The following is a 26,842-nucleotide window of genomic DNA, read 5'->3' as shown; positions in this document are numbered from 1 at the left end:
CTTTTGCTTGGATACTTAAGAAATGCCTTGACATTAGCAAATAAATATTATAAAGTTAAACTAACAATTAAATCACGTGTTATATCAAGAGCTAGTGAGTGGTTACACACTTTGACCTAGCAGCAACCTGCCGACCGGTAAGGTGCTCCACTGTAAATGGATATACGTCACTTAACCGTGTTCGTATATCGAACACGGTTTTTTTGTGACAAAGTCCCAGTGACGTTAAACAGGAGAAACAGATGTCAAGTATACTAGATGATCAACTACGATTAATGGCTTTAAAGCAATACGGGTTAATTAAATCAATTAAAACACCCGACATTTCTGAAGAGGATTTAAGATTAATACTGAAAAATACAGAAAATAAAACTATTAAACAATTAGCAGCTGAAAAGCTACTTAAAAAAACCAACCTTTATACAGTGGATTTAGAATTAATACTGAAAAGTACAGAAAATGAAACTATTAAACAATTAGCAACTGAAAAGCTACAATATCTTAATTTGCATCCCAGATTAGGTGTGGCAGGTGCCATAGCGAGAGCAAATAGGTTGGGCAGGTTCCATAGCGAGAGCACAAAGGATTAATGGCCTGAAATACAGATATAAGGTCCTGATGAAAAAGTTGAAATTCGGGATATTTTACATAATGCTAATTAATCTGATGGGACACTCAAAATGGTCTTGGATGAATGCTTACCGGAACCGCTACGGGCTGATCCGCGACGACATTCACACCCAGAAGAAGACCTTGAAGAAGTCAGCCTACTGGTACCGGAAGCTGAGCGATACTAACGAATTAGATGCTGATTAAGAAAGCGCATCGACAAGATTTGCCGAAAAGTTTACAATGAAAGCGGTAAAGAAAAAGTTTTTCAAGGAGAATCAAAAGAGATGGCAGAACCATTATTTTTGGAACCAGTTTTTCATGAAAAAATCTGGGGCGGTACTGGCTTAAAAGACGAATTTGGCTACCAGATTCCCAGCGACCACACCGGTGAAGCTTGGGCAATTTCCGCCCACCCGCATGGCCCGGCAACGATCAAGAACGGCCCTTACCAGGGGATGAAGCTGAACGAGCTCTGGGACCAGCACCGGGAACTTTTCGGCAATGCCAAGGGGGACGTCTTCCCGCTTTTGACCAAGATTTTGGATGCCAACCAGGACCTGTCCGTTCAAGTGCACCCTGACAATGAATACGCCAGAATCCATGAAGGGGAACTGGGTAAGACTGAATCCTGGTACGTGATCAAGGCCAAGCCAGGCGCCAAGCTCTACTACGGCCACAATGCCCAGACCAGGGAAGAATTCGCCGAAATGGTGAAAAACGGGGAATGGAAGAAGCTCTTGCGGACCGTCTCAGTGCATGAAGGGGACTTCTTCTACGTGCCACATGGCATGGTGCACGCTGTCGGCAGCGGCATCATGGTTTTGGAAACCCAGCAGTCCAGCGACACCACCTACCGGATGTACGACTTCGACCGGGTAGACAAGAAGACCGGCAAGCTGCGCCAGCTCCACTTGCAGCAGTCAATCGACACGGTGCAAGTGCCGTTTGAGATGCCAAAGCTAAACCATGAAGAATGGGATGTTGGTGACGTTCACGTGACCCAGTTTGTCATGGCGGAATATTTCGGCGTCTTCAAGCTGGATGTTCACGGCAAGGGCGACTTTGAAATCAAGGATGGCAAGTACCGCTTGCTGTCAGTTTTGGACGGGGCTTGCGACTTGACGGTCGACGGGCAGACTTATCCGCTGAAAAAAGGTGATCATCTGATTCTGCCAACGACGATTTCCTGTTATACTTTAGATGGTCAAGCAACAATTATCGCTTCCAAACCAGGCGATGAAGCTTAAAAGACAAAATCGAGAGTTAACAGAAGCATAGGTGAGAATATGACAGATATTTTTGTAGGCAGTATTGAAGCCGGTGGCACCAAGTTTATCTTGGGCGTGCAAAACGTGGAAACTGGGGAAACGGTAGCAACCAAGCGGGTGCCAACCACGACTCCGGCGGAAACCCTGGCCGCCTGCCGGGACTTCTTCAAGGAGAACCCGGTCAAGGCTATCGGGATCGGCTCATTTGGCCCGATCGACATCGACCCGAAGTCAGCAACTTTTGGCTACATTTCCAAGACCCCCAAGGCTGGCTGGTCAAATACAGAATTGAAGGGCTACTTTGAAAAGGAACTGGGCGTGCCAGCCGTTTTGACGACTGACGTCAACGCTTCCTGCTATGGGGAATACATTGCCCGTGGCCGGGATGATGAAAAGACCTACCTTTACATCACCATCGGGACTGGCGTTGGGGCTGGAGCTATCCAGCAAGGCCACTTCATCGGCTACACCAACCACTCAGAAATGGGCCACATGCGCATTCCTAAGCGGGCAGACGACAAGTATGAAGGTGGTTGTCCATTCCACCACGATGCCTGCGGCGAAGGCCTAACGGCTGGTCCGACGATCAAGGGCAGAACCGGGATTCCAGGTGAAGACCTGGATCGCAGCCACCCAGTCTTTGATTTGATTTCCTATTACGTGGCTGAGATGCTCTACAACATCTACCTGACCATCCGGCCAGACGTCATGGTTGTCGGCGGGTCAGTCTTGAACGAAGGCGACATGGCAACGGTCAGAAAGTACTTCGCGGAAATGAACAACGACTACGTTGCCCTGCCGCACCTGGACGAACTGATCGTGCGGCCGATCGTTGCCAACAACGGTTCAGCTACCTTGGGCTGCTTTGAAATGGCCAAGGACCTGCTTAAGTAAAAAGCGGAAAAACAAGATAATAGCACTAAAAAACCAGCTCAAGCGACAGCTTGGGCTGGTTTTGTTATGGATTTTATTCTTGATAATGTTCCGATGTAACGATATACACGAATGAGCTCTTTGCCTGACTGGCCAGCCAGCGCATTCTGATCTTGAATTCCAGGCCGCCGGCTTCATAGCTGGCCGAAATTGCCCGGTCCTTCCCCTGGCAGCGGTCCATCTGCTCTAACAGGAATTTATCCACGGCTGGTGTCTGGGCAATCTTCTCAGCCAGGGACCGATGATTGCTACCTGTTGCCTCCAATACTCGCTTGAGAGCGTGGTTGAAGTAAAGATAGCTTATGTTAGCTCCATCTTTTTCAACGATGGCCATCGGCACGTCGATATTTTCACCCAGGCTGGAATTCTGTTCTGCCAGGCTGTGGGTCGGGTTGGACAAAACGTTGACCCGGTCGATCTGACTGTAGTAATCGCTCAAGCTGATATCTTCCAGCTGGTCGCCAGCTTTGCCCAGGAACTGCCGCAATTCATCTGGCTGCATGGAAGCCGCGAAGAGGTAGCCCTGCTGGTACTGGCAGCCGATCTCTTTGAGGAAGTCTGACTGGCTCCGGTTCTCGATCCCCTCGCATAAAGTCTCGATACCCAGCCGCTTGGACATGTCGACGATTTCTGAAATGATGATCTTGCTCTGGGAGTTTTCGGTAAAGTTTTCCAAAAAGCCCATGTCGATCTTCAGCAGGTCGAAGTCGAAGTCCTTCAGGTTGTTCAAGCTGGAGTAGCCGCTGCCAAAGTCGTCCATCCAAATCTCGTAGCCCAGGTCATGCAGCTGGGCGATAATTTCTTTCAGTTGGTCAGGCGCGCTGGTGGTGACGGACTCCAAAACTTCGATCTTCAGATACTTGCTTGGAATCTGGTACTGGGTCCTGATCTTCTCAATTTCTGAAACAATATCACAGGAGTTGAAGTCAACTGGTGAGATGTTGACGGAAATTACCGGGATCGGCAGGCCCATCCGCTGGCAGCTCTGCTGCAGTTGGCAGACCTGGCGGAAAATCTCCAAATCCAGCAGGTGGATCAAGCGGGCCTCTTCCAGAATTCCGATGAACTGGTCGGGCGGAATTGCCCCCCGTTTAGGGTCATTCCACCGGGCCAAAGCTTCAAAGCTGCGGATCTGCCCGGTCAAGCTGCGGATAACCGGCTGGAAGAAGGGCTTGATATCTCCATCAGCCAGAGCCTGCTTGAAGTTGATCAAGACAAAGTCCCGCCGGTTGTAAACTGCCTGGACTTCCGGCCCATAGACGCAGTAGACCCGCTGGCGGTCAGACCCGATCAGGCGCATGGCCCGCCGGGCCATGTCGACCGTGGCGATAACGTCCTCTTTGCCGTCTTGGGTCTGGTAGATTCCGGCCTTGATCCCGATAGAGTCGATCGAGGCTACTTTTTCAGAAATAGCCTTGGTCTTTTGCTTGGCCTCACTCAGCGGGATGCAGGTCAAAAGGACGAAGTTGTCTTCCGTGTAGCGGACTAAAACGTCATCTTCCTGGTTGAAAAAGTCCCGCAAAAACCGGGAGACGGTCCGAAGCAGGTCGTCCCCGCCCTGGTAGCCAAAGCGGTCATTGTAGCTGTGCATGCCGGAAATGTTGAACAGGATAACCAGGGGATGCTGGTTATTTTTGGCCAGCTTCTTAAGGAAGTTACCCGCGAAATTGTGGAAGTAGTTGGCGTTGGGCAGACCGGTGATTTCGTCGGTAAAGAAGTTAGCCGCCCGGTCCCCGGTTTTCATGGCCTGCTTTTCAGCATACATCTTGCTGTCGGCTTGTTTCAAAAGGTCAGCCAGGGGGATTTTCTCCTTAGGGAGGTGGATGTAGCCGGTCGCTACCTGCGGGGCAGACTGCAGCTGGTCGATCCGGCTGTAGTGGCCGATCCGCTCGCGGGTCAGCTGGACCAGCTTGTCGGCCTGCTTGTCGTCAGTAACCGTGATGACTGCCAAAAATTCGTCACCTCCGTAGCGGCAGACGATCCCGTCATTGCCAGTCTGCAGGACATCGTCCAGGGCCTGGCCGATGGCCCGGATGGCATGGTCGCCTTCCACGTGCCCGTAAACGTCGTTGACCGACTTAAGCCCGTTCATGTCGATCATGAAGAGGTAGTATTGGTCGCTGACGCCCTCTTTCCAGATGTCGTCGATGTATTCCTTGAGGTTTTCCCGGTTTCTCAAGCCCGTCAAGCTGTCGATAGTTGCTTCCTTAATAGAGGAGTTCAGCTGGTAAAGGAAGTTGAAGGTAAAGTAAAAAGTTACCGCATAAGAGTAAAGCGGCAGGGCCGTAGATAGCATGACTTCAATAAAGCCGAAGACCGTCATCAAGGCCGGGTAGAAGGTCAAAACCAGGTAGTAGTGACCTAAGCCGTTCTTCCGGTTGATCAGGGCATTGTAGGCCGTAACCCCGAAGACGAAGGCCGAGTAGCTGATCGGCAAAAAGAGGAAGAGACCTGAGAAAAAGGGGGTAAAGGCGTTGATCTCGTTGGCAGAGAAAATCAGGTTTGGCGCGAAGAGGGCACAAACAAGGTCAAAAATAGAGATCGCGATGGGCAGGCCCAAGGCGATCCTGTTCTGCCTTTTGTCCTCAGCCAGGGGCAGCTCGATCTTGTAAGCCACGAACATCAAGGTAGTATAGCTGAGGATGTTCAGAGTGATCGCCAAACAAAGACTGGTGAAATTGACCAGAATTTCATTGCTAGGCAGGATGTGGTTCATCAACAGGGTCCGGGTTCCGTCCTCAAACAAGTAGGCGGCCTGGATGATCAAACTGACGTTGAACCAGTAGTGTTGGCGGTTGTGGCGCTTGATCTGTAGCGATGATCTTAATAGCAATAAGATCATAATTACACAGAAATACTCCGAGACCGCGTAGGCAAATGCTCTAGTAATTTGCATGGCTTGCTCCCTATAAAATACGATATGTTCCTTAATTAATATAATAACTCATTTGCCTTAACAAAAGGGGCGGCAGGGCCCAAAAATGATTGATTAAAAAATTAGATGTTAGCGCTTTTAATTCACGCGTGATTATGTTATATTTTTAACTTGGAATGGATGGCCTTAATTCTTCATAATATAAGGGCTATCCACAGTTAAGTAGGTTGTTTTGAATATAGGAAAAGGAAAATGGAAGAAGTTGAAGAGGCGCTTAAGCGGCAGCTGGCGGGACGGGTTTGGTCAGCCAGCTTGCGCCGCCAGCTGGAAAGTAAGGATATTTGTTTAAGCGATTTGCTGCTGGACAAGCAAAGACTGAACGTGATTAAGCCAGCTGACGTCCCTTTAATCCGCCAGGCCCTGGGTGAATTGCGAAAGAATTTTCGCGAGGCAGTCAAGCAGGTTCTTCAAACTGAAATAGAAGCTACTTCTGACGCTGACCGGCTGGCCTGGCTGCTCCTGCAGCTTTTTGCCAAGAAAAGGAAGCGGGTCCGGGACTTGACGGCTGACCAGCAGGCTCTCCTGCAGACTGAAGAGGCTAAGAAATACGTCCTTTTTCACGGGCCGCGGGTCTATTTCCGCAACAACGCCTGCTTTTTGACCAATACTTTCCCGGCAGAACTGGTCCACATCAACGACCTTGCCGGGCTTAAAGGACAGCCGGCAGCTTTTTCTGCCTTGTTGCAGGGAGAAGAAGTGGATGGGGAAGAACTCAGGAGCTGGCTTGACCTCTTCGGTCCCTTGTATGAAGAGAAATATTTCGGCAAACACTACGGACCAGGCGTGGAACTTGCGGGGTTTCAGCATGACAGTGGGAAAAAAGATCCCCGGATCTACTATGTCCTGCGCTACCTGCTCAAGGATAAAGAGCCAGAAGCAAGATCGAAAAATCTGGCCGCGCTTCCCTTAAAGACGATCCTAAGGCGGAATTTGGTCTGCCACGAGGCCTTCAAATGATGACGGTCTACAGCCGGGAGTATTACCAGGAAGGATTAGCCGAAGGAAAAATCAAGGCCAAAAAGCTGGACAAGTACCGGCTGGGACCGGATTTTATTCTGGCTTATGACCTGGGGCCAGCTGCTTCTTACCGGACCTTGCTGGTCGACCGGAAGCAGGGGGAGATCGTCTTAAAAGCCACGACCAAGACCCTGCTGGCCCACTTCGTCAACGAGGACCTACCCGGCGGCTACCCCTTGCAGGACAAGCTCTACAAGCTCCTGGGGATCCGGGAGCAGCACGTGATTTCGGCGGGGCATGGGGCAATTTTTTCCCCGGAATCCTTCCACGCCGGCCTGGTGGACCTGGTAGCCCTGCAGCGGATGCGGGGGATGGAAGCCTGCCAGGGAGGGATGCTCATGACCGATTTGGCCGGGGTCAACTGCTATTTTTTTCAGGTGAAGCGCGGCTATGCCAATGCCAGCCGGCAAGTGAAAGAAGCGGTTGAGCACAACGCCCTTTACTGCAGCCTTTTTCATGGCCTGGCTGGGCAGGTGGGCTGCCCGGTTTGCCGGCAGGATGACTGGAACCTGCTCTACGGACCCAGCTACCAGCAGGCGGTTGAGGCCGACCTGGCTGGCCGGGTCCCCTCATTAAGGCAGCTTTTGGCTGAGATCAAGGCAGAGGAGAAGGCAGTCTTAAAGCAGATCCTGTTGGATGAACTCGGCCTGCCTCTTTTGCCAGATGATTTAGACTATGCCTTAAAGCAGGCTGAGAAAAAGCTCTTGTTCAGAATATAACGAAAAGCCCCCGCGGTCGCGGGGGCTTTGCTTTGTTTCTTTATAATAATTCAGGCCAACTGCCGGCGGAGTTTCTCCAGGGCCTGCTTCTTAATCCGGCTGGCCGTCCGGTAGGGAATATTCATTAAGTTGGCCGTTTCCTTGAGGCTGCGGCCAGCCAGGAGGTTCTGGCCCAAAAGCAGCTTTTCACTAGTCGACAGCTTCTTCCAGGCTTCCTTAAGAAGCAGATTGTGCTGGTCGGCCTGGCCGACAAAGGCGGCAGCCAGCAGGGGCTCGTCGTGGTCTCTTTGCCGCTTTTTCTGCCGGAGCAGGTCAAGGATCCGCCAGTAGACCTTGCGGAAGGCCAGCTTGTCAGCTTCTTCTTGCGGCTGGTCAGCCATTTCTTGCAGGCATTGGGCATAGACGATCAGGCCTTCTTGAAAAAGGTCCTCGTAATCGGCACACTTCCGGTAGACATGGGCCGTTTTTAAGGCTCCGGCGACTAATTTCCGCCTTTCCCAGGCTTGGTCCATTGCTTGATTGATTTGCATGTTCATTTTTTCGCACTCCTTAATTTTTTCTTGCTCGGCGCCTTGCAAGTATTAGCTTAAGGGCTTTGCCAAAGGAGTGCTGACCGGGAGCAAGGAGACAGCAAGCCCGTTTTTTCGCGCTTTACACTTTGAAGAAAATGTAAGAACGGCTGTTTAAGGGCAGATTTAGGGAGTCAATCAAGGTAAAAAATAAAAATTTTCCTAGGAGAAAAGCAAGAAAGTCGTCATAGATCATTCATACTTCCCCCGTATCATTTAATCAATAGATCAAGAGATCTTGATCTATTGATTCCATACTTTTTTATTCTTTCCAAGACAAGCAAATTACGCGGCCTCCGGGCCGCATCTATATCTATTTTTTTACGCGAAAAAGCGCTGGACGTCGCGGTCCAGCGCTTTTTTCTTTTATGTTTACTTCGTAGTCTTCTTTACGTTCTTCTTAGTGCTCTTTTTAGTTGACTTCTTTGAAGCCTTCTTAGTGCTCTTTTTAGTTGACTTCTTTGAAGCCTTCTTAGTGCTCTTTTTAGTTGACTTCTTTACGTTCTTCTTAGTGCTCTTTTTAGTTGACTTCTTTGAAGCCTTCTTGGTGCTCTTTTTAGTTGACTTCTTTGAAGCCTTCTTGGTGCTCTTTTTAGTTGACTTCTTTAAAGCCTTCTTGGTGCTCTTCTTAGTTGACTTCTTTGAAGCCTTCTTGGTGCTCTTCTTAGTTGACTTCTTTGAAGCCTTCTTAGTACTCTTCTTTGAAGCCTTCTTGCTAGTGGCTTTCTTAGTGTCGGTAGTCTTCTTAGTGTCAGTGGCGGTCTTCGCACTAGTGTCTGGAGTCAAGCTGCCCAAAACCAGAACGGCTGAAACGGCAGAACCCGCGTGGGCGTTAACTTCGAAGCTGATTTCGCCCTTGCCTTCCTTGTAGGCGCCACCGGCAAAAGTGTAGGTTGCAGTCTTGTCGGCGTTGTTAGTGCGAGTGCCGGCTACGCCGTTCATAGTAACCTTGTCCAAAACAGCCGCGCCATCTGCGGAAACAGTCAGCTTTACAGCGCTAACCTTACCGCCGGTAACAGTTACGCTAACGTTTTTGCCTAGGTATAAGCCAGCCATTGAAGTCTTAGTGGTGTCGCTGGCGTTCAGGTATTGAGCGCTGGCTGTGTAGGCGCCGTCCGTAGCATCAAAAACGATGTCGGCGCTGTTAGTCATCTGGCCCATTGGAGTGGCAACCACGAAGCTTACCGTGCCTTGACCAGCCTTGTAGGCCTTGGCAAAAGCAAAAGTTACTGAGCCGTCAGAGTTAGTCGTGCTTATGCCAGCCACGCCGTTGATGGTCATGGACTTGATCATGGCTGCTGATTCCTTAGAAACAGTGAGGGATAAGGTATCGCCGGAAACAGTGGCTGAGCTTGGCAAAAAGCGGCTGGCTGATGAGGCGTCAGTAGTGCCAGTCTTGTACAGCTTAAAGCCAACAGTGGCTGACTTAACGGTTTGAGTTTGGGTCGTTGCCGCAAAGGCTGATGCAGCTGGTGCTAGCGGCGCGGCCAGGCCCAAAGCAAGTGATAATGAGGCAAGAATAGTTGCAGTTTTCTTCATTTTTTTCTCTCTTCAATCAAAATTTGAATATTCCTGTATTCGCTATCATTATCTGATAAGCTGTGAAATATGTCAATAAAGAATTTAAAAAACATCTAGTTGATATGCTTTAATCAATGAAGACTATTGAATTACGATGGCTAAGTCCTTATAATTGTAGTGTTGATAAGCGGTTACATGATGGACGGAGAGCAATGAAGAAAAAATGGTGCGTGGTCATCCTGAGCTTTTTAGCAGGGATGCTCCTTTTGCAAACACAAACAGTTAAGGCTGACGACTATACCGTCGACATGACCCTGCTCAAGACGGGCACGGCGGACAAGTCGGCAGCCAGCAGCTTTATCAAGCAGGCTACAATCACGGTCAATGATGACCAGGTGACCCAGGTGGCGGTGCACGTTAATTCTGACAGCCAGGCAGCCAAGGCTTTTTTGGCCATGGCGCAGGCTACGACTAGCCAGGTCGTCAAGAGCGTCAGCTTGCAGGGGGTCAAGGGGCAGAAGGCCAACGCGTCTGAGGATGGCAATAGTTTTGACCTCCTTTTTGACAAAAAGACCTATCTGTTAAAAGCCAATTTGGGCGTCTTGACGGTCGATTTGGCGATGAATGGGTCGGTTTTCAGTGAAAAAGCCGACTACTACTTCGCACCTTGGCAGGAGGGCGTGAAGAAAACGGGGACCAGCCGGACCGAAAACAATCAGTCAGCTTCAAGTTCTTCAGCGGCTAAAAAGCCGCAGTCAGCTAGTCAATCTAGTCAAAAAACTGCTGCTAAAAAGCAAGTGGCTAAACCAGCTAAAAAGCAAAAGGCGCCCACGCCTAACTCCTTGTCCTATCGGGTGTATAAGAGCGACCGTTCCGGCCTCTCCATCGCTGATGGCTACTACACCCACCAAGCGGCCGTTGCGAAAAAGGGCAGCCGCTATCTAGTGACCATGACCGTCAAGGTTAAGTCCGAGCTCGCAACTTTTACCCCCGTCAACATGAACGGGCAGGCCGTGGTGAATCAGCGTCACTACCAGCAAGGCGGCTACGATTACTGGCAGTACGGCTTTTACATGGATAATTTGGCTAAAAAGCAGCTGTCAGGGCAGATCAAGATGAGCGTGCCGATCGCCAACATCAGCAACCAGCTCTTTAACGTGATCTTCAGTTTTTCTGCTGGCCAAGTGGCAAGCAGTAGTTCTGCCCCTGCTGCTTCAGTACCAGCTGCAGCCACTAGCGAAAGTTCTGCTGAAACCGCGGATGCTAGCCAAGCGAAAACTAGTGATCCAGTAACTAGCGACGCAGAGCTAACAAGTTCATCATCGTTCGCATCATCCAGCCCCGCTGAAGTCAGACAAATGTCCAAGACGGCCCAGGCGCTAAAAGAGGCTAAGGCTGGCGTTCGCCAGGTTAAGGCGACTCCGGCCGGCACTTTGGTTCAGCAAGAATTAGCGGAATATCCTTACTTGCCCCTGATTAGCCTGTTGCTTTTGGCCAACCTTGGAGGGTCAGGAATTCTCGTTTTTTACCTCTACAAGAGAAAGATTAAAAAACATGACTAACAAAAAATGGCAAATCGTCTGGCTGCTTCCCTTGATCTGGTTGAGCCTTTTTTCAGGAGAAAAAGTGGGCGCCCAAGCAGTCAGCTACCAGACTTATAAATACGGCACTAGCGAAAACTCGATGGCCTCGGGCTACTATGCCCGGCCGGCGGAGGTGACCGTGCAAAACGGCCAGTACCTGGTCACCATGACGATCAAGACCAAGAAGGCCCTGACCGCTTGGCCAGTCACCGTCTTGTCGGTGGCAGGGCAGTCGCCGTCCAACGTGAAAAAGACCAAGGACAGCAATTTTTACTACTACGCCTATAGTTTCTACAGCCAGGATTTGTCCAAGGCTGTGTCCTCCAAGATCAAGATTGACGTGCCCGGCACTTACCAGGCCACCCACCAAATTAGTTTCAAGTTTGATCAAGCTTCCTTGCCGAGTTTGAAAAAGGCTTCTGCGTCTCAAAAAAATGCTAGTCAAAACTCGACCAGCAAAGAAAAGACCAGTCAGGCTAGTCAAACTAACAATTCTAGTTCTGACGCTGCCGTAGCCAAGCAGGTGCTAGATCTGGAAAAAGAGGTCAAGGCCAAGGAAAAGAAGCTGGACAAAAAAGAAGATACCTTAGCCGCCCGGGCCCAGTCCCTGAACCAGCGCAGTCAAGCCGTAAATGCGGCTAGTCAGCGCAACTTCTTTTTCCTCCTTTTTGGCGGCATCCTGGTCTTAAGCCTGTTTGTTTTGGACATCTTGGGCTTGATTTATTTAATGCGGAAAAGTAAGCAGCAGAAAGAAAAGTAATCATGAAAAAAAGTCAAAAAATCATTCTCGCCTTTTTAGGCTTAATCCTGGTTGTAGCCGCCAGCGGCCTGGTTGCCAAAAAATATGTCGACCAAAAGGCGGCCAAGCAGGAGCGAGTCGTCGTGACCAGCAATGCCCTGGCTGAAATTTTTGCCAAGCTGGACATCAACTTGGTCGGCGTGCCGAAAACCAAGGCGGCCTTGCCTAAGCGCTACCAAAACGTAGCCAAGGTGGGCAGTCCCATGGCGCCGAGTCTAGAAAAAATCGCTGAGCTGAACCCTAGTCAGGTTTATGCCGTATCTACTTTGAAGAGTAAGTATAGTGCCGCCTTTAAAAAGCAGGCCATTCCGGTGACTTTTTTGAAATTGGACTCAGTTGGCCAGTTAGAAGCCAGTGTTAAGAGACTGGGAAATAAGTACCAGAAGCAAAAAGAGGCCAATCGCTTCGTTCAGGAAATTGAGTCGGCCAAGTCTCATGCCAAAAAGCGGCAGACTAAAAAGAAGCCAAAAGTCCTGATCTTGATGGGGGTGCCGGGCTCTGGCTACATGATCATGACCGACAAGTCCTATATCGGCAGCTTGGTGACCTTGGCGGGCGGAGAGAACATCTATAAGTCCTCTAAGGCCTACCTGACCCCAAGCAGCGACTCCCTGGCCCAGCAGAATCCGGATGTGATTTTGCGACTAGAGCACGCCTTGCCAAGCGTGACCCTGCCGCAATTCAAGATGGAATTTAAGCAGAATGCCTTCTGGTCCAAGATGGACGCTGTTAAGAATAAGCGGGTTTATGATCTGCAGCAGCCAGTCTTTAATGCCTCGGCGAATGTCAACGCGGCCAAGGCTTTACGCCAGGTCAGCCAGTGGTTATTTCCCGGGAAATAATGATGAAAAATAAAGATTTTTGGCCTTATTTAGCCTTATTAGTCACGATTTTCCTAACCAGTCTGGCAGCCCTCTTTTTGAACTTAGGGACTAGCGCCTCTTTGGTTGTCGTCAACCTCCGTCTGCCTCGGCTCTTGGCGGCCCTCATTGGCGGTGCGGCTGTTGGGGTTAGCGGCCTGCTTTTACAGGCGGCTCTCCGCAATGTGGTGGCTGACCCGGGCATCATTGGGGTGTCAGCTTCGGCCAACTTTTTTGCCCTGGCCTTTGGGATATTATTTCCCAGCTTCTATTTGGGCAAGATCATTGCTGCCTTTGTCGGTGGCGGTTTAACCATTGTTTTGTTATTTTATTTTTCGCAAAAGATCTCTCCTGACCGGCTGATTTTGGTGGGCCTGGGCTTGAACGCGGCCTTTAGCGCCTTGGAAGAAGTGACGGGGCAAAATGGGATGAGCCTGGCCACCAGCAACTGGACCAGCAGTCTAACATTAGTCTTCTTGGCAGTACCGCTTTTGGCAGCGGCAACCATTTTGGCGCCAAGTTTGACCTACTTGAAATTCAGCGACAGTAAATTGCAATCCTGGGGGCTGGAGGCGGGGAAGCTCCGCTTAGGCCTTTTAGCCATTGCGGCCTTTTTGGCGGCAGCGGCGACAGCTAGTCTGGGCCCGGTGTCCTTTTTAGGCATCTTAGCTCCGCAACTAGCCCGCTTGCTGGATTCCAAGGGGAAAAATCAACTGCCCCTGACTCTGCTGGCCGGCAGTGCCATTTTAGCCGCAGCCGATACAATCGGTCGCCTGGCCTTGGGCGACCTGTCTGCGACTTTACTACTGGCCATTGTGGGTGGCCCAGTCTTAATCTACCTGCTGATCAGGGAGGGAAAAGCATGATTGCAGCTGATAAGGTTACTTTTTCATACAAAAAACGCCCCGTCTTAAACGAGGCGTCCTTTGAAATTCCGGAAGGGCAGATTACGGCCATTGTCGGCGAAAATGGTTCGGGCAAGTCGACCTTGTTGAAACTGCTAGCCCGGCAGCTAAAACCGCAGAGTGGTCAGCTTCTTCTAGATGGCAAGAACTATCAGGCTTTTTCACCTAAAGATTTTGCCCAAAAAGTGGCCTTGATGGAGCAGGAAAGTCAGCTCTATGGGGACCTAACCGTGGAAGAGGCTGTGGCGGCAGGCCGTTTGCCTTATTATTCGATTTTTAACAACCAGTTGGACCAGACGGTAGAACAAGTGCTGGATAAGCTTGGCTTAACCGACCTGCGGGAGCGGCCGATGTCGGCCCTGTCCGGCGGGCAGAAGCAGCGGGTCTGGCTGGCCTGTGCCCTAGCTCAAGAGCCGCAAGTACTGCTATTAGATGAACCAACCAACAACATGGACTTACGTTTTCAGGAAGAATTTTTTACTTTAGTAAAAAAACTTAACCAGGAGCAGGGCCTGACCATCTGCCTGGTGATCCATGATCTGCGTTTGGCCCAAAGGCTGGCCGACCAGGTCCTGCTGGTGAGAGGCGGCCAGGTTCGGACAGGAGAACTTACGCCAGAAACTATTGAAGCTGTGTTTGGGGTTCGATTCCCCAAAATTTCGTAAAAAAGGGTGTGACTACGTCGTTAGGGGGCACGCCATCGAAGGCAAAAAGAAAAGCGCTGGATTGAATCCAGCGCTTTTACTATTAGATGTGCAGCTTTAAGTAGTACTTAACAATGGCTGCGGCCAAAACTGCACCAACAAATGGGGCAGTACCAGGAACAAGCAGACCGTATTGCCAGTCGTTGTTAGCCTTGTTCTTGATTGGCAAGATTTGGTAGGCCAAACGAGGACCAAGGTCCCGGGCTTGGTTCATGGCGAAACCAGTAGTACCGCCAAGGCCCATACCGATTGCCCATACCAAGAGACCCACAAGGAGTGGAGTGAAGCCGAACTTTTCGTAGTTGGCAACGATAGCCAAGATACCAGTCAAGAAGATGGTAGTGGCGATCATTTCGACCATCCAGTTCCGTGGCAGGTTACGCAGGTTAGGGTTGGTGGAGAAGATGTTCCGGGTAGCCACGCCATCGATGGTGTCTTCGGAAGCCTTGAAGTGGTCAGCATACATGAAGTAGGCCAGAAGAGCACCGGCAAAGGCACCGGCGAATTCAGCCAGAGTGTAAGGGATGAAGCTGGACCATGGGATGATCCCCAGGATAGCCTGGCAGAGAGCCATGGCTGGGTTCATGCAGACGCCGCCGAAGATGAAGAGGCAGGCGGTAATCCCGAATGACCAGGTCGTAATGGCGAAAATGTGGCCTGAGCCGTGGTACTTGGTCTTGTTCAAAACGTCATCGCAGTGCACGCCAACACCGAAAAGAATCATGAGCCCGGTAGACAGGAACTCATTTAACAAGTTGTGCATCAAAATCCTATTCTCCTTGCAGTAGATAATTTTTAAGGTACATAACAGCTAATAATTATATACCTATAGCCGGCAAAAAGATATAGGGAATCGTGATTTTTTGAGCATGAATGCGCTTTTATCGCCAGATTTAACAAACTTTCTAGGGAAAAGTAAGTGAATCGTTCACAAATCTAGCAAGGTGACCGGCAATTCCTGTTTATGGCCGCTGGGGAAACGGCCCCGGCGCAGGCGCTGGTCGAGCAACTGGCAGGTCAGGGCCGCCAGGTCCTTAATCGGCTGCTTCACGGTCAGCAGATCCGGGAAAAAATTGCGGACAAAATTGGAGCCGTCAAAACCTGTCACCAAAGGCTGGTAGCTCAGCTGGCGGACCCGCTGCTTGACCAGCAAGGCGGTGATATCATCGCTGCAGCAGATTGCGTCGTATTTTTGTCCGGTCAGCAACTTGGCCAGCTGGACCTGCTTAAAGAGGTTGCCCGCGGTAAAGTCCAGGTAGGCCGTGGAAAACTTGGTCTGCCGCTTTTGGAAGCAATCCATCATGCCCCGCAGGCGCTCATTAATGGGGGAGAGGTCTTGCTGGCTGCCGCAGAGGATCAGAATTTCCTTGGCTCCCCGCTTAAGGACGGTTTGGGCAATCAAGTGTCCGCCGCCATAATTGTCACAGCTGACCAGGGGTATTTCCCGGGAAATAGGCCGGTCAAAGGAGACAGTAGGCAGCTGCCTGGTCAAGGACAGGGGCGTTTCCGGCAGGCTGGTGATCAGGCCGCTAAAGTTATTGCTTTTTAAACTGGCCAGGAAGTTGTCATCTTGACCAACATGCAGCTGGCAGTCATAGCCCAGTTGCGCCAGATTCCCCTGGACGGCTTCGTAAAATTCAGCGTAGAGCGGGTTGGTAACTGTGGGCAGGAGGACCAGGACGGTCTTGGAGCCGGCTTTATTTGGCTTGTAGTGCAGGGCCTTGGCCGCCTGGGCAATTTTAAGCTGGTTTTGGGGACTGACGGTTTGCTGGTTGAAGTAGCGGGAAACGGTGGGCACGGAAACTCCCGCCAGCTTGGCAATTTCGGTAAAGGTGACTTTCATGCGTCCTCTTTTCTAATAAAACTGCAAGAAATAATTGCTTTGACACCAGATATTATAAGGCTTTCGCCAGACTTTTTCTGCAAAAAAACAGGGGGAAATTCCAAGTCCGGCCAGGACTTTGTAAACTGGAGACAGCAAGAAAATAAAGCGCTTTAACAAAAAACAAGCGAGGTTTAAAAATGAAATTGCAAAACAAAGCTATGTTGATTACTTACCCGGACAGTCTTGGCCATAACTTGAAGGACCTGTCCCAGGTGATGGACCGCTACTTCTCCAAGGCGATCGGCGGGATTCACCTCCTGCCTTTCTTCCCGTCTCATGGAGACCGGGGCTTCTCACCGATGACTTATGAAAAGGTCGCTCCGGAATTCGGCACTTGGTCTGATGTAGAAAAGCTGGGTGAGCAATACTATTTGATGTTTGATTTCATGATCAACCACATCTCAGCTCACTCTGACTATTACTTGGACTTGCAAAAGAACAAGGAAAAGAGTCCTTGGCGGGACCTTTTCTTAAGCTGGGATAAGTTCTGGCCAGCCGGCCGGCCGACTCAGGCAGATGTTGACTTGATCTACAAACGCAAGGACAAGGCGCCTTGGGAAGAGCTGGAATTCGCGGACGGCAGCCGCGAGAAAATGTGGAATACTTTTGGCCCCGACCAGATTGACCTGGACGTGCGGACCGAAGTTACCAAGCGTTTTGTCAAGGAAACCCTCCAGCAGCTGGTCAAGCACCAGGCCAGCTTGATCCGGCTGGATGCTTTTGCCTACGCGGTCAAGAAACTGGATACGAGCGACTTCTTCGTTGAACCTGAAATCTGGGACCTGCTGGATGAAGTCCGCCAGGACCTGGCAGGAACGGACGCGCAGATTTTACCGGAAATCCATGAACACTATAGCTTGCCGCGCAAGGTCAGCGAGCATGGCTACTTTATCTATGACTTTGCCTTGCCGATGGTTCTGCTCTATTCCCTGTATACTGGCAAGAGTCAAAGACTGGCCGCCTGGCTGAAGCAGTGCCCGATGAAGCAGTTTACGACCCTGGACACCCATGACGGCTTGGGCGTGGTCGATGCCAAAGACATTTTGACTGATGAGGAAATCGACTACACGACCCAGGAATTGTACAAGGTTGGGGCCAATGTCAAGCGGAAATACTCTTCAGCTGAGTACAACAATTTGGACATTTACCAAATCAATACGACCTATTACTCAGCCCTGGGCAATGATGACCAAAAGTACTTCCTGGCCCGGTTGCTGCAAGTTTTTGCCCCGGGGATTCCGCAGATCTACTATGTTGGCCTGCTGGCCGGGGAAAACGACCTGGACCTGCTGGAACGGACCAAGGAAGGCCGGAACATCAACCGCCACTACTACAGCCTGGAAGAAATTGACCAGGAAGTTAAGCGACCAGTCGTTGCCAAGCTTTTGAAATTGCTGGAATTTAGAAATTCTGAAGCGGCCTTTGACCTGGATGGCCGGCTGGAAGTTGCTGCTCCAAGCGAGCATGAGCTTGTCTTAAAGCGGGTCAACCAGGCGGGGGACCGGGAAGCGGTTCTCCGGGTGGACCTGGCTGCCTTGACTTACCAGATCAGCGTCAACGGTAAGGAAATTTCCCTGTAATGGCAACTGGAAAATTCACTGAAGAGCAACGTTAGTATCATAGTTTGTTCAAATTTACTGTGTAGTATAAGAAGCATAGACGAGCTGAAAGAACTTGTCTATAACTCATATTTCTTATATTTTTCTTTCCCTGATATACACAACATACATATACACTACCTAAGAAGCAGCTAGCCAGTAACAGCTGCTTTTTTGGTATCCAGAGATATTTTTTATCGTACAAAATGGTCGTTATAGCTTTTTTATAGTATATATGCGTAAAGCTTTTGAAAAACGACATTAAAAGATATTAAAAAGGCTTGCACATGAAAATAGAAATGTTTATCCTTAGAGTTAGTGGTGATTGTATTAGTTGGATCTTAGGCTGAACTTGTAAACAAAGAGCCTTTTTTGGAGACGAAAGGGAAAGAAAGAGAAATGCAAGAAGAAAATAAAAAGTGCAAGCTTGAATACCAAGCTTATTTGCCCTACGCCGCCCTGCTTATGCTAGCGGCGTATTTCTGTTACCGGCAGATGCGGACGGGAAATATCATCATCGGGTCAGACACGATTTTCCACTACAACCGCTTCTATGAAACAGCCCAGCAGATCAAGCACGGCAACTTCAACTGGTTTATGACCATGTACGGCTTCAGTCATTCAGGCCGGGTGATCAATGCCCTGTACGGGCCGCTTTTTGCCTATGCTAATGGCCTGCTTATCTTAATCGTCAAGACCTGGTACCGGTACCAGCTGGTCAGCTCCTTCATCGTTTACGCGGTTGGGGGGATTGGCATGTACCGGGCCCTGCGCCGCTTTGCCAGCCGGCGGTCAGTCGCTACGCTTTTGGCTGCGTTTTACATGACGATCGGCTGGCTGCCCCGCTGGCAGGAAGGGACCAACTTCTCCGGCATTGGGGCGGCCATGATGCCTTATGGCATTTTGGTGGCCGCGGACCTGATTCTGGACAGGGAAAAGCCAATTCACTGGGTTAAGCTGGGCCTTTTGATGGCTATCGCCCTGGAAGTACACCTGCTGACGGCTGTGATGTACGTGGCCCTCTTGCTTCCAGCTTGGCTTTACGCCATGGTCCAAAACAAGTGGTCCCGCCAGCTTTGGCTGGAGACCTTTAAGGCGGTCGGCCTGGCCGTTTTGCTGTCTTTAAACACTCTGGCCCCGCTTCTCTGGATATCCAAGACCAACAAGCTGGCCGCGCCGTCAACAATGGACATGATGGCGCAAACTCTGCACCTTAGGCACTTTGATATCAGACAGGATCCTTTTAATATCGTTAATTACAGCATGCGGGGCAGCCTGCCTTACTGGCTGGGCTATATCTTTATCGGCCAGCTGGTCTATGCCCTTTGGCAGCACAAAGAAAACGAACTCAACGGCTGGATCAGCCTTTATGGGGGCTTCTGGCTCCTGGTCTCCTCCCGGCTGCTGCCATGGGACAGTATTTCCAACCGGCTTTCGGTCCTGGCCCGCTTCCTCCAGTTCCCGTCCCGCTTTGTCTGCCTGGCTTACCCCTTGATCTTGCTGGGGATGGGGATGTCGGCGGAAATCATGCTGAAGAAGTCCAAGCATTGGTCCTGGCTGGTTTATGGCCTGACAGCTCTCTCCCTAATCATCACTAGCAACAGCCTGGTCTACTACATGAACGTTGACGCCTGGAATGGCTATTTAGACAATGTCGCGCGCAATGCCATCACCAATTTTGGCCATGAAGTTACTGATCCGGACAAGCCCAAGATCAAATGGACCAAGTCGGGCCTGATTGCCTTAACTCCGGCCCGGAAAAATGCTATTCGGCAGGCTAACGCGGCCACGCACTCTAAAGACCTGCATAAATTTTTGACCTTGACCAAAAAGCCAATCGCCGACTACCTGCCGGTTTATAAGTTTGACCCTAAGCCGGTCATTACCGGCTGGTCAGATGCCTACAAGAACATGGAATACTGGCAGGTGCAAACTGACAAAGCGGCTAGTTCCTACAATAAAACTGTTTTGAACAAGAAGGTCAGAAAGCCGCTCACGATCAAGGCGGTTAAGGGTGGAAGAATCAAGCTGACCTGGAAGAGCAAGGGCAAAGAGAAGCGGCTGCCAGTCGTGACTTATGCTCAGTCCAAATTGACGGTCAACGGCAAGGTCTTGCCGAAGTATGAAAAGAGCCGGATTGGCGCTCCCCTGGTGGCCAGCCAAAAGGGCAAGAACGTGGTCTACCTGGAATTCGTGACTCCTTTCTGGATGAAGCTGCTTTTGGCAATTTCCCTGCTGTCCTGGCCGGGCTTTATCTGCGCTGGATTAGGGTTTAAACTTAAGGGTAAGCAAGCAGAAAGGGAAGAAAAGAAGTAAAAACATGAAAAAGATTTCAATTATCGTGCCTTGCTACAATGAAGAAGCGGCCTTGCCCCTTTTTTATCCAGTAGCACATGAGGTGCTGGAAAAACTGCCCGACGACTACGAGCTGATTTTTGTCAACGACGGGTCCAAGGACAAGACTTTGGAAATCCTGCGCGACTTTGCCGCTAAGGATCCCCACGTCTTTTATATTTCATTTTCAAGAAACTTCGGCAAGGAAGCCGCCATGTACGCGGGCTTTGTCAACGCTAGCGGGGACTATGTGGCCGTGATGGACGCTGACTTGCAGGACCCGCCGGCACTTTTGCCGGAAATGATCAAGATCCTGGACTCCGGTGAATATGACAGCGTGGCCACCCGGCGGGAGGACCGGAAGGGTGAGCCGCCGGTCAGAAGCTGGTTTGCCCGCAAGTTCTACCAGATCATCAACAAGATCTCTGATGCTGACGTGGTCGACGGGGCCCGGGACTTCCGCTTGATGAAGCGGGACATGGTCGACGCGATCGTGGAGATGAGCGAATACAACCGCTTCTCCAAGGGGATTTTTGGCTGGGTTGGCTTCAAGACCTACTGGCTCCCTTATGAGAACGTGGAAAGAGTAGCCGGGGAAAGCAAGTGGAACTTCTGGAAGCTGTTCAAGTACGCCATTGACGGGATCATCAACTTCTCCCTGGTGCCCTTAAACCTGTCTTCCTGGATGGGTTTCCTCATGACCGGGGTGTCCTTTATCATGCTGATCGTGATCGTTCTGCGCAAGTTGATCAAGGGGGACCCGGTAGCCGGCTGGGCTTCCTTGATCTGCGTGGTGATCTTCATCGGGGGCCTGGTCATGCTCAGCTTGGGCGTGATGGGGCAATACCTGGCCAAGATCTACATGGAAAGCAAGCGCCGGCCCCACTATATTTCCAGCGAATCAAATATTAAAGACGTTAAAAAGATCGACTAAGGCCGGTCTTTTTATTTTTGTCTACTCTTTGTTGCAACTATAATCTCATAGCAATTATTCTCCGGCATAAAAAACGTTTCAGTATCATTGTTATAACTTTTGTGTCATAATTAGGAGCACTGAAATGAAGGAGCAATTAATGAGCAGGAAGTACAAATTACGCTGGCAGGACCGTGGCATCTTGATTGCGTTTTTTATTTTATTAGCTACGATCATTGCCTATGTGGCGGATAGCAGCGAGCTGGATTACAAAAGAGCCGAGAAAGGCCGGGCCCTGCAGGCGGCCAAACTGGTGGCCAGGTCTTTTAGACCCAGCCTGGCCCAGGCGGACAGCGTCAGCCGGGAGCTGGCCCAGACAACGGTCAATGACCAGGGGCGGGTGACCAATTTTGCCAAAAGAAGCCAGGAGCTATTGGAGATCGATTATGTCCAGGGAAGCTATCTGGTTTCAAAGGCGGGCAATTGGCAGTCCAATTCCGGTGTCAGCCCCGAGCTCAAGCAGGCCTACCAGCAGTTTAGGCAGGGCCAGTGCGGCAAGTATGCCGTGACTAAGAAGAGGACCGTCATGCAAGGACCAGTTACCCTTAAAGGCGGGGAAGCCGGGCTGATTTTTTACCGGCCGGTCTTTGTCAAGGGCCAGCTCTGGGGCTTTGCCGTTGTAGTTGCTAAGGCCAGGCAGCTCTTAAAAGAAAGTCTGGCTAACCTGGACCAAGGGGAGTACAATTACCGGATCTTGAAGAGTCCGGTTGAAAGCAAGAAGTACAGCCTGCTGACCAGGTCAAAGGCGGGCGTTGTCAATCCAGTGGCCTTCAGTTTTAAGCCAGCGACTTCTAGCGGGGGCTGGAAGATCTATGTTTCACCGAAAACCGGCTGGACTTATGAGGCTAAAGCCCGGAGAATGACTGCCTATACCGCTTTGCTGGCCTTGCTGATTTTTTGCCTGATCACTATCTTGGTTCTGCGTCTGGGCCATATGCGCTTTTTGAAAAAAGAGGCCACGGTTGACGCTTTGACCCAGATTAACAACCGCCTGGGCTTCGATGAAGAGCTGAAGCGGCGCTTGAAGGGGCAGGAAGATGGCAAGTTCACCCTGGTCATGATCGATGTCGATGACTTCAAGCTTTTTAACGACTTATACGGTCACCAGGTAGGCGACAAGGTCTTGAAGCAGGTGGCCCGGGGGCTTAAGGAGGCCGTGACAGGCTGCGGCTTAGTTGGCCGGACTGGCGGGGACGAGTTTACCATCGCCCTGCTGGGGATGGACGCGGATGACTGCCAGACGGTGATCCAGCGGATTTTGACCGCAGACCATGAAATCGACTACTTTGGCCAGAAGATCAAGTACAGCCTGTCGATCGGCTACGCGGACAGCCCCCGGCAGGGGAAGAAACTGGCCAGCTTGATCAGCCGGGCGGATGAGGCCTTGTACGAGGTTAAGTTAAGCGGTAAGAGCGGGGCCCAGTACTATTCCGGGGAAACTAGCAAGCCTCTCCGCTCCCAGCTGGGCTTTACCCTGCACGATATCGCGGCTAACATACCGGCGGCTTTGCTGATCTACAAGCCGGAAAACGGCCGGATCCTCTTTGTCAACCAGGGGACTTTGCGCCTTTTGGGCTATGACAACTTGTGGGACTTTTTTGGCCGGGTCAATACTAAAGCCGTCCATATCGTGGCCCCGCGGGACATGGACCGGGTTGAAGTCTGGTTGAAGAAGTTTACGGCTGAGGCAGAAACCGGCGACGTCCACAAATTGACCTACCACGTCATCAGCCAGAGCGGGCAGGAAATCGCCGTCAAGGCCAACTTCAGCATGGTTGACAATCCCCACTATGGGAAGCTGGTCTACCAGACCATGACGACGGCTTAAACATAAAAAGGACATCCCGGCGGATGTCCTTTTTTGCGTGCTCTTTTATTTTTCTTCTTGGCCGGTAAACTGGGCAAAGTACTTGTCCAGGTAGACCTTGTAGCTGACGGTCATGATGACGTTGCGGAGCATGGTCTTGTATTCGCCGTGCTCGTGGCCGACGTCGGCCAGCTCGCCTTTAAAGCCGAAGACATAGGCCAGGATGTTTTCCAGTTCATCAACCATGTAGTTGTAGGCCGTCTCGGTGTCGTAGCTGGACCGTTGCAGCTTTAAGGCCTCGCGCAAGTCAGCCAGGGAGAGGACATTTTTGGATACGGCGATAAAGACCAGCTCAGCGATCTGCTGGCGGCTGTAGAGTTTCTTTTTAGGTGAGGCGATCAGGTCGTGCTTGACGTAGTTGCTGACCATGGAACTGGTCAGGTGGACGTTTTCCAAGGGGGCCAGGGCCTCATTGATGTAAGTCGCGGTCTGCTCCAGGTACAGGCCCATCTGGGGCAGTTCCTGGTAGCGGGGCAGGTGCAGGCCGGCCAGGGAACGGGCAATTTTTTCCATAAAAACCTCCTGTCAGCTGATACAAAAAATAAAGACAAAACAAAATTCGATCATCCACATTATAGCAAAGCAGCTTAGCGGTTTTCAAAAAACTTGACACAAGGACTTTCCTGCTATAGACTTAAGCAAAAGTTTTTAAGAAACCGATGACGAGGATTATGAAATATGACAATTAAGATAGTAACTGATTCCGGAGCTAACATGACAGCGGGCAACTTGGACGACTGCCAGTTGGAAGTAGCGGCCTTGAGCCTGATTCAAGGGGATAAGACCTGGCTGGATGACGCCAGCTTTGACCAGGCGGAATTCAACAAAAGAGCCAAGGACGGGATCGCGGCGTCTTCAGCCTGCCCCAGTATTTCAGCCTGGCTGGACGCTTACGCCGGGGGCAGCGAGATCTATGTCGTGACCATCTCATCGGTCTTGTCAGGCAGCTACAATTCAGCCGTGCAGGCGGCGAAGATTTACCAGGAAGAACATCCGGATGCCTTGATTCACGTTTTTGACAGTAAAAGCGCGGGTCCGGCCCAGCTTTTAGCAGCGGAAAAAATCGCGGAACTAAAAGAAAAAGGGATGCAGTTCCCGGACCTGGTGGAGAAAGTGACTGACTACCTGGAAAACCATGTCCGCCTCTTTTTTGCCTTAAAATCGATGACCAACTTAGCTAACAACGGCCGGGTCAGTCCGGCGGTGGCCAAGATCGCCGGACTGTTGAAAATCTGGGTCTACGGCTGGGCAGAGGAAGGTGAAATCAAGCCCCTGGGCAAGGCCAGAGGGGAGAAGAAGACCCTGGCAGCCCTGCTGAGAACTTTGGAAGAGAAGGGCTACAAGGGCGGCCGGGTCAAGATCGACCACGCTGACAACTTCGGCAGCGCGGCTGAGCTCCACGACCAGATCAGAAAAAAGCATCCAGAGGCCAGGGTTGACCTGGGCACTTGCCACGCCCTATGCAGCTTCTACGCTGAAGCGGGCGGGCTGATGATTGGAGTAGAAATTTAGTAAGTAAAAAATCAGCACCGGTCCCGGTGCTGATTTTTTACTTCTCGTCTTCTCGTCTTCTCGTCTTCTCGTCTTCTCGTCTTCTCGTCTTCTCGTCTTCTCGTCTTCTCGTCTTCTCGTCTTGTCTAAGTAATGACCGAAATTGTTGATCGAGCAGACATACATGTCCTGGTCCTGGTAGCTGGCCAGGTGGCGGACCTCAATTGAGCTGCGTTCGTCCAGCATGCCGTTGACGACAGCCTTGGCCTTCTTGCTTCTGTGCATCAGACTGAGCAGGAGCTTCTTATAAAAAGTCGAATTATTGACGATTTCCTGCCATTCCTCCTGGTCCAGCTGGCGGCGGGTCAATTCGTCCTTGTAGGCAAAATTGGTGAAGTAGTAGACCAGCTGGTCGCCAGGCCGCCGCTCGATCAAGGCCAGAGGCATTTCCAGGTGTTTTATTCCCTGGGAAATATGACTGACCATGGGGTTGACTAAAATGTTGGTTTCACCGATCGTGTCGTAGTAGTCGTTCATCTCTTGCGGCTCGTAGTGGTCCAGGCCGTTCTTTTCGATCAAGGCCAGCATCTCTTCTTGTGGCAGGGGCTTGGAGAAGTAGAAACCCTGCAGGCGGTCGCAGCCGATGGCTCTGAGGAAGTCGGCCTGCTCCTTGGTCTCGACTCCTTCGCAGAGGGTGTGGATGCCCAGGTGCTTGGCCATGTCGACGATTTCCCGCAAAATAATATGGCTGCGGGAATTAGTCTTGAAGTTTTTCAAAAAAATCATGTCGATCTTCAAGAGGTCAAAGTCGAAGTCCTTCAAGTTGTTCAGACTGGAGTAGCCGCTGCCGAAGTCGTCCATCCAGATCTGGTAGCCGGCCGCGTGGAACTTGTCCATGGCTGCTCGCAGCTGGTCCGGCACCGTGGTCAAGGTTGATTCCAGGATCTCGATCTTCAGGTAGGAGGTTGGGATCTTGTGCTTTCTCCTAATCGCGTCGACCTCGGCAAAAATATCGCAGACCTGGAAATCGACCCGGGAGAGGTTGACCGAAACCGGCTGGATGGAAATCCCCCGTTTGTAGCAAGAGGACAGCATCTCGCAGACTTGGTCGATAATCGATAAGTCCAGGCGGTTGATCAAGTGAGTGTCTTCCAGAACTCCGATAAAGACGGCCGGGCTGAGGATGCCTTCTTTCGGGTCGATCCACCGGGCCAGGGCTTCATAGCCGCAAACCTGGCCGGTCAAGCTGCGGATCTCCATCTGGTAGTAAGGCTTGATCCAGCGCTTGTCCAGGGCCTCCTGGAAGTGAGTCAGGACATAGTCGCGATTGACGTACTTTTCCCGGACGCTTTCGTCAAAAACGTGATACAGTTGAGTTAAGTCATCACCGGTGTACTGGAGGGCCTTCCTCGCCTTGTCGATGGCAGACTTGATGCTTTCCTGGGCATTAGTGTAATAGTAGATCCCGGCCTTGATCCCGCCGACGGAATAGTTGCGGAGTACAAACTTCTGCAGCTGCTTGATTTTGGCGATATAATCGGTATCGGTCGACAAAACCACGAAGCGGTCGTCATTGTAACGAATCACCAGGCCAGCTGGGAAGAGGTTGAGCAGCTGCTTGCTGATCTTGGTTAAGAAGCGGTCCCCTGCCAGATAGCCGAAGTGCTCATTGTAGCCGTGCATCCCAATCACGTTAAAGAGGATGACCCGGGGCTGGTCGCCGATCCGCAGCTTGCTGACCAGGTAGTCCTTGCCGAAGCGGGTCAAATAATCCCCGTTGAGCAGGCCGGTCAAATTGTCTTCGTACTGCTCGTTAGAGGGGATATAGTCGATTTTGACCGGCTGGGTGTCGACTTCATCGTTGCCGATATTCAAGTAGTCGACAAAGAGCAGGTCCTGGCCGGAAAAATCCTGCCAGTTCAAATGCAGCAGAACAGTTTGGTAGCTTTCGGCCAGCTTGATCCGGCAGGTCAAGAGCTTTTGCTGGGCCGTAAGCATATTTGTGGTGATATAGCTGATGTCACGCAGGTGGATCAGCAGGTCTTCCCGGCTTAACTGGTAAAGGCGGCAGAGACCGTCAGAAACCAAGATAGGGACGAGCTTGCCTTCGACTTCCTGGAAGACAGCCAGGGCGAAATTGATCCGTTCATAGCTTTCGCGGTTTGCTTTGGAAAATTGGTAAAGTTTGGTCATGTTTAAAGCCTCATGCAGCAACTGGCGGAATAAAGATGACTTGTAAAATGAGCTTAACTAATTAGCTAATATAAGT

The 26,842-nt window shown here is 50.9% G+C and carries 22 protein-coding genes and 1 pseudogene; 16 read left to right on the top strand and 7 right to left on the bottom strand.

The window, feature by feature from the left end; genetic code table 11:
- Positions 1–242 precede the first annotated feature (242 nt).
- The 4 genes and pseudogenes from ACLUXO_RS07290 to ACLUXO_RS07275 all read left to right on the top strand — a co-directional run bounded on the left by ACLUXO_RS07290 (position 243) and on the right by ACLUXO_RS07275 (position 2,774).
- The gene (locus ACLUXO_RS07290; RefSeq protein ID WP_412136977.1) at positions 243–590 is read left to right on the top strand and encodes a hypothetical protein; all 348 of its coding nucleotides are present in this window, start codon (positions 243–245) and stop codon (positions 588–590) included.
- A gap of 91 nt (positions 591–681) precedes the next feature.
- Positions 682–816: pseudogene (locus ACLUXO_RS07285) on the top strand (family 1 glycosylhydrolase); the annotation flags it as partial.
- Between the two features lie 80 nt (positions 817–896).
- Complete coding sequence (manA, locus tag ACLUXO_RS07280; protein WP_412136976.1) at positions 897–1,859, top strand: mannose-6-phosphate isomerase, class I; 963 nt, start codon at positions 897–899, stop codon at positions 1,857–1,859.
- A 39-nt stretch (positions 1,860–1,898) separates the two neighbouring features.
- The gene (locus ACLUXO_RS07275; RefSeq protein WP_412136975.1) at positions 1,899–2,774 is read left to right on the top strand and encodes an ROK family protein; all 876 of its coding nucleotides are present in this window, start codon (positions 1,899–1,901) and stop codon (positions 2,772–2,774) included.
- 73 nt (positions 2,775–2,847) lie between these two features.
- Here the strand turns inward: ACLUXO_RS07275 and ACLUXO_RS07270 are convergent, their stop codons facing one another.
- On the bottom strand, positions 2,848–5,709 hold the full coding sequence (locus ACLUXO_RS07270) for a bifunctional diguanylate cyclase/phosphodiesterase (RefSeq protein ID WP_412136974.1): 2,862 nt from the start codon (positions 5,707–5,709) through the stop codon (positions 2,848–2,850).
- A 231-nt stretch (positions 5,710–5,940) separates the two neighbouring features.
- Here ACLUXO_RS07270 and ACLUXO_RS07265 point away from each other — a divergent pair, with 231 nt between their 5' ends.
- The gene (locus ACLUXO_RS07265) at positions 5,941–6,705 is read left to right on the top strand and encodes a hypothetical protein (RefSeq protein ID WP_412136973.1); all 765 of its coding nucleotides are present in this window, start codon (positions 5,941–5,943) and stop codon (positions 6,703–6,705) included.
- Complete coding sequence (locus ACLUXO_RS07260; RefSeq protein ID WP_412136972.1) at positions 6,702–7,484, top strand: hypothetical protein; 783 nt, start codon at positions 6,702–6,704, stop codon at positions 7,482–7,484. Before ACLUXO_RS07265 ends, ACLUXO_RS07260 begins: the two co-directional genes overlap by 4 nt.
- A 50-nt stretch (positions 7,485–7,534) precedes the next feature.
- On the opposite strand, the gene ACLUXO_RS07255 is transcribed toward ACLUXO_RS07260, so the two are convergent.
- Both ACLUXO_RS07255 and ACLUXO_RS07250 read right to left on the bottom strand, forming a co-directional pair.
- Positions 7,535–8,020, bottom strand: a complete 486-nt coding sequence (locus ACLUXO_RS07255) for a sigma-70 family RNA polymerase sigma factor (protein WP_412136971.1) — start codon at positions 8,018–8,020, stop codon at positions 7,535–7,537.
- A gap of 405 nt (positions 8,021–8,425) precedes the next feature.
- Positions 8,426–9,592, bottom strand: coding sequence for a hypothetical protein (locus tag ACLUXO_RS07250; protein ID WP_412136970.1), 1,167 nt, complete (start codon positions 9,590–9,592; stop codon positions 8,426–8,428).
- Positions 9,593–9,786: 194 nt separating this feature from the next.
- On the opposite strand from ACLUXO_RS07250, the gene ACLUXO_RS07245 reads away from it, so the two are divergent.
- From ACLUXO_RS07245 to ACLUXO_RS07225, 5 genes are read left to right on the top strand one after another with little or no spacing between them, the layout of a single operon-like run.
- Positions 9,787–11,136: an NEAT domain-containing protein gene (locus tag ACLUXO_RS07245; protein WP_412136969.1), complete on the top strand. Its 1,350-nt coding sequence runs from the start codon at positions 9,787–9,789 to the stop codon at positions 11,134–11,136.
- Positions 11,129–11,917: an NEAT domain-containing protein gene (locus ACLUXO_RS07240; RefSeq protein WP_412136968.1), complete on the top strand. Its 789-nt coding sequence runs from the start codon at positions 11,129–11,131 to the stop codon at positions 11,915–11,917. The genes ACLUXO_RS07245 and ACLUXO_RS07240 overlap by 8 nt, the downstream gene beginning before the upstream one ends.
- A gap of 2 nt (positions 11,918–11,919) precedes the next feature.
- Positions 11,920–12,798 carry a heme ABC transporter substrate-binding protein IsdE gene (isdE, locus tag ACLUXO_RS07235; protein ID WP_412136967.1) on the top strand — a complete coding sequence of 293 codons (879 nt, stop codon included), beginning with the start codon at positions 11,920–11,922 and terminating at the stop codon, positions 12,796–12,798.
- Between the two features lie 2 nt (positions 12,799–12,800).
- The gene (locus tag ACLUXO_RS07230; RefSeq protein WP_412136966.1) at positions 12,801–13,682 is read left to right on the top strand and encodes a FecCD family ABC transporter permease; all 882 of its coding nucleotides are present in this window, start codon (positions 12,801–12,803) and stop codon (positions 13,680–13,682) included.
- Positions 13,679–14,386 (top strand): ABC transporter ATP-binding protein, encoded by a 708-nt coding sequence (locus tag ACLUXO_RS07225; RefSeq protein WP_412136965.1) that lies wholly within the window; start codon positions 13,679–13,681, stop codon positions 14,384–14,386. The genes ACLUXO_RS07230 and ACLUXO_RS07225 overlap by 4 nt, the downstream gene beginning before the upstream one ends.
- A gap of 82 nt (positions 14,387–14,468) precedes the next feature.
- Here the strand turns inward: ACLUXO_RS07225 and larD are convergent, their stop codons facing one another.
- Positions 14,469–15,191 (bottom strand): D/L-lactic acid transporter LarD, encoded by a 723-nt coding sequence (larD, locus tag ACLUXO_RS07220; RefSeq protein WP_412136964.1) that lies wholly within the window; start codon positions 15,189–15,191, stop codon positions 14,469–14,471.
- Positions 15,192–15,353: 162 nt separating this feature from the next.
- Positions 15,354–16,268, bottom strand: a complete 915-nt coding sequence (locus ACLUXO_RS07215) for a LacI family DNA-binding transcriptional regulator (RefSeq protein ID WP_412136963.1) — start codon at positions 16,266–16,268, stop codon at positions 15,354–15,356.
- A 179-nt stretch (positions 16,269–16,447) separates the two neighbouring features.
- On the opposite strand from ACLUXO_RS07215, the gene gtfA reads away from it, so the two are divergent.
- From gtfA to ACLUXO_RS07195, 4 genes are all read left to right on the top strand, one after another.
- The gene (gene gtfA / locus ACLUXO_RS07210) at positions 16,448–17,890 is read left to right on the top strand and encodes a sucrose phosphorylase (protein WP_412136962.1); all 1,443 of its coding nucleotides are present in this window, start codon (positions 16,448–16,450) and stop codon (positions 17,888–17,890) included.
- 417 nt (positions 17,891–18,307) lie between these two features.
- Entirely contained in the window at positions 18,308–20,224 is a 1,917-nt protein-coding gene (locus ACLUXO_RS07205; protein ID WP_412136961.1) for a hypothetical protein, read from the top strand.
- A gap of 4 nt (positions 20,225–20,228) precedes the next feature.
- Positions 20,229–21,176 (top strand): glycosyltransferase family 2 protein, encoded by a 948-nt coding sequence (locus ACLUXO_RS07200; protein WP_412136960.1) that lies wholly within the window; start codon positions 20,229–20,231, stop codon positions 21,174–21,176.
- A gap of 124 nt (positions 21,177–21,300) precedes the next feature.
- Positions 21,301–23,043, top strand: coding sequence for a sensor domain-containing diguanylate cyclase (locus ACLUXO_RS07195; protein WP_412136959.1), 1,743 nt, complete (start codon positions 21,301–21,303; stop codon positions 23,041–23,043).
- Between the two features lie 45 nt (positions 23,044–23,088).
- Here ACLUXO_RS07195 and ACLUXO_RS07190 read toward each other — a convergent pair whose 3' ends face one another.
- A complete protein-coding gene (locus ACLUXO_RS07190) occupies positions 23,089–23,595 on the bottom strand; it encodes a DUF1836 domain-containing protein (protein ID WP_412136958.1) in 507 nt (168 codons plus the stop codon).
- A gap of 165 nt (positions 23,596–23,760) precedes the next feature.
- On the opposite strand from ACLUXO_RS07190, the gene ACLUXO_RS07185 reads away from it, so the two are divergent.
- A complete protein-coding gene (locus ACLUXO_RS07185; protein WP_412136957.1) occupies positions 23,761–24,594 on the top strand; it encodes a DegV family protein in 834 nt (277 codons plus the stop codon).
- On the opposite strand, the gene ACLUXO_RS07180 is transcribed toward ACLUXO_RS07185, so the two are convergent.
- Positions 24,541–26,766: an EAL domain-containing protein gene (locus tag ACLUXO_RS07180; protein WP_412136956.1), complete on the bottom strand. Its 2,226-nt coding sequence runs from the start codon at positions 26,764–26,766 to the stop codon at positions 24,541–24,543. The two genes, ACLUXO_RS07185 and ACLUXO_RS07180, sit on opposite strands and share 54 nt — an antisense overlap.
- Between the last annotated feature and the right edge of the window lie 76 nt (positions 26,767–26,842).

Origin of the sequence: Lactobacillus delbrueckii subsp. bulgaricus (assembly GCF_046938665.1) — a bacterium.
Classification (GTDB): domain Bacteria; phylum Bacillota; class Bacilli; order Lactobacillales; family Lactobacillaceae; genus Lactobacillus; species Lactobacillus delbrueckii_C.
Note: the sequence above shows the minus strand (reverse complement) of the source record. Positions and strands in the feature narration are given on the sequence as shown.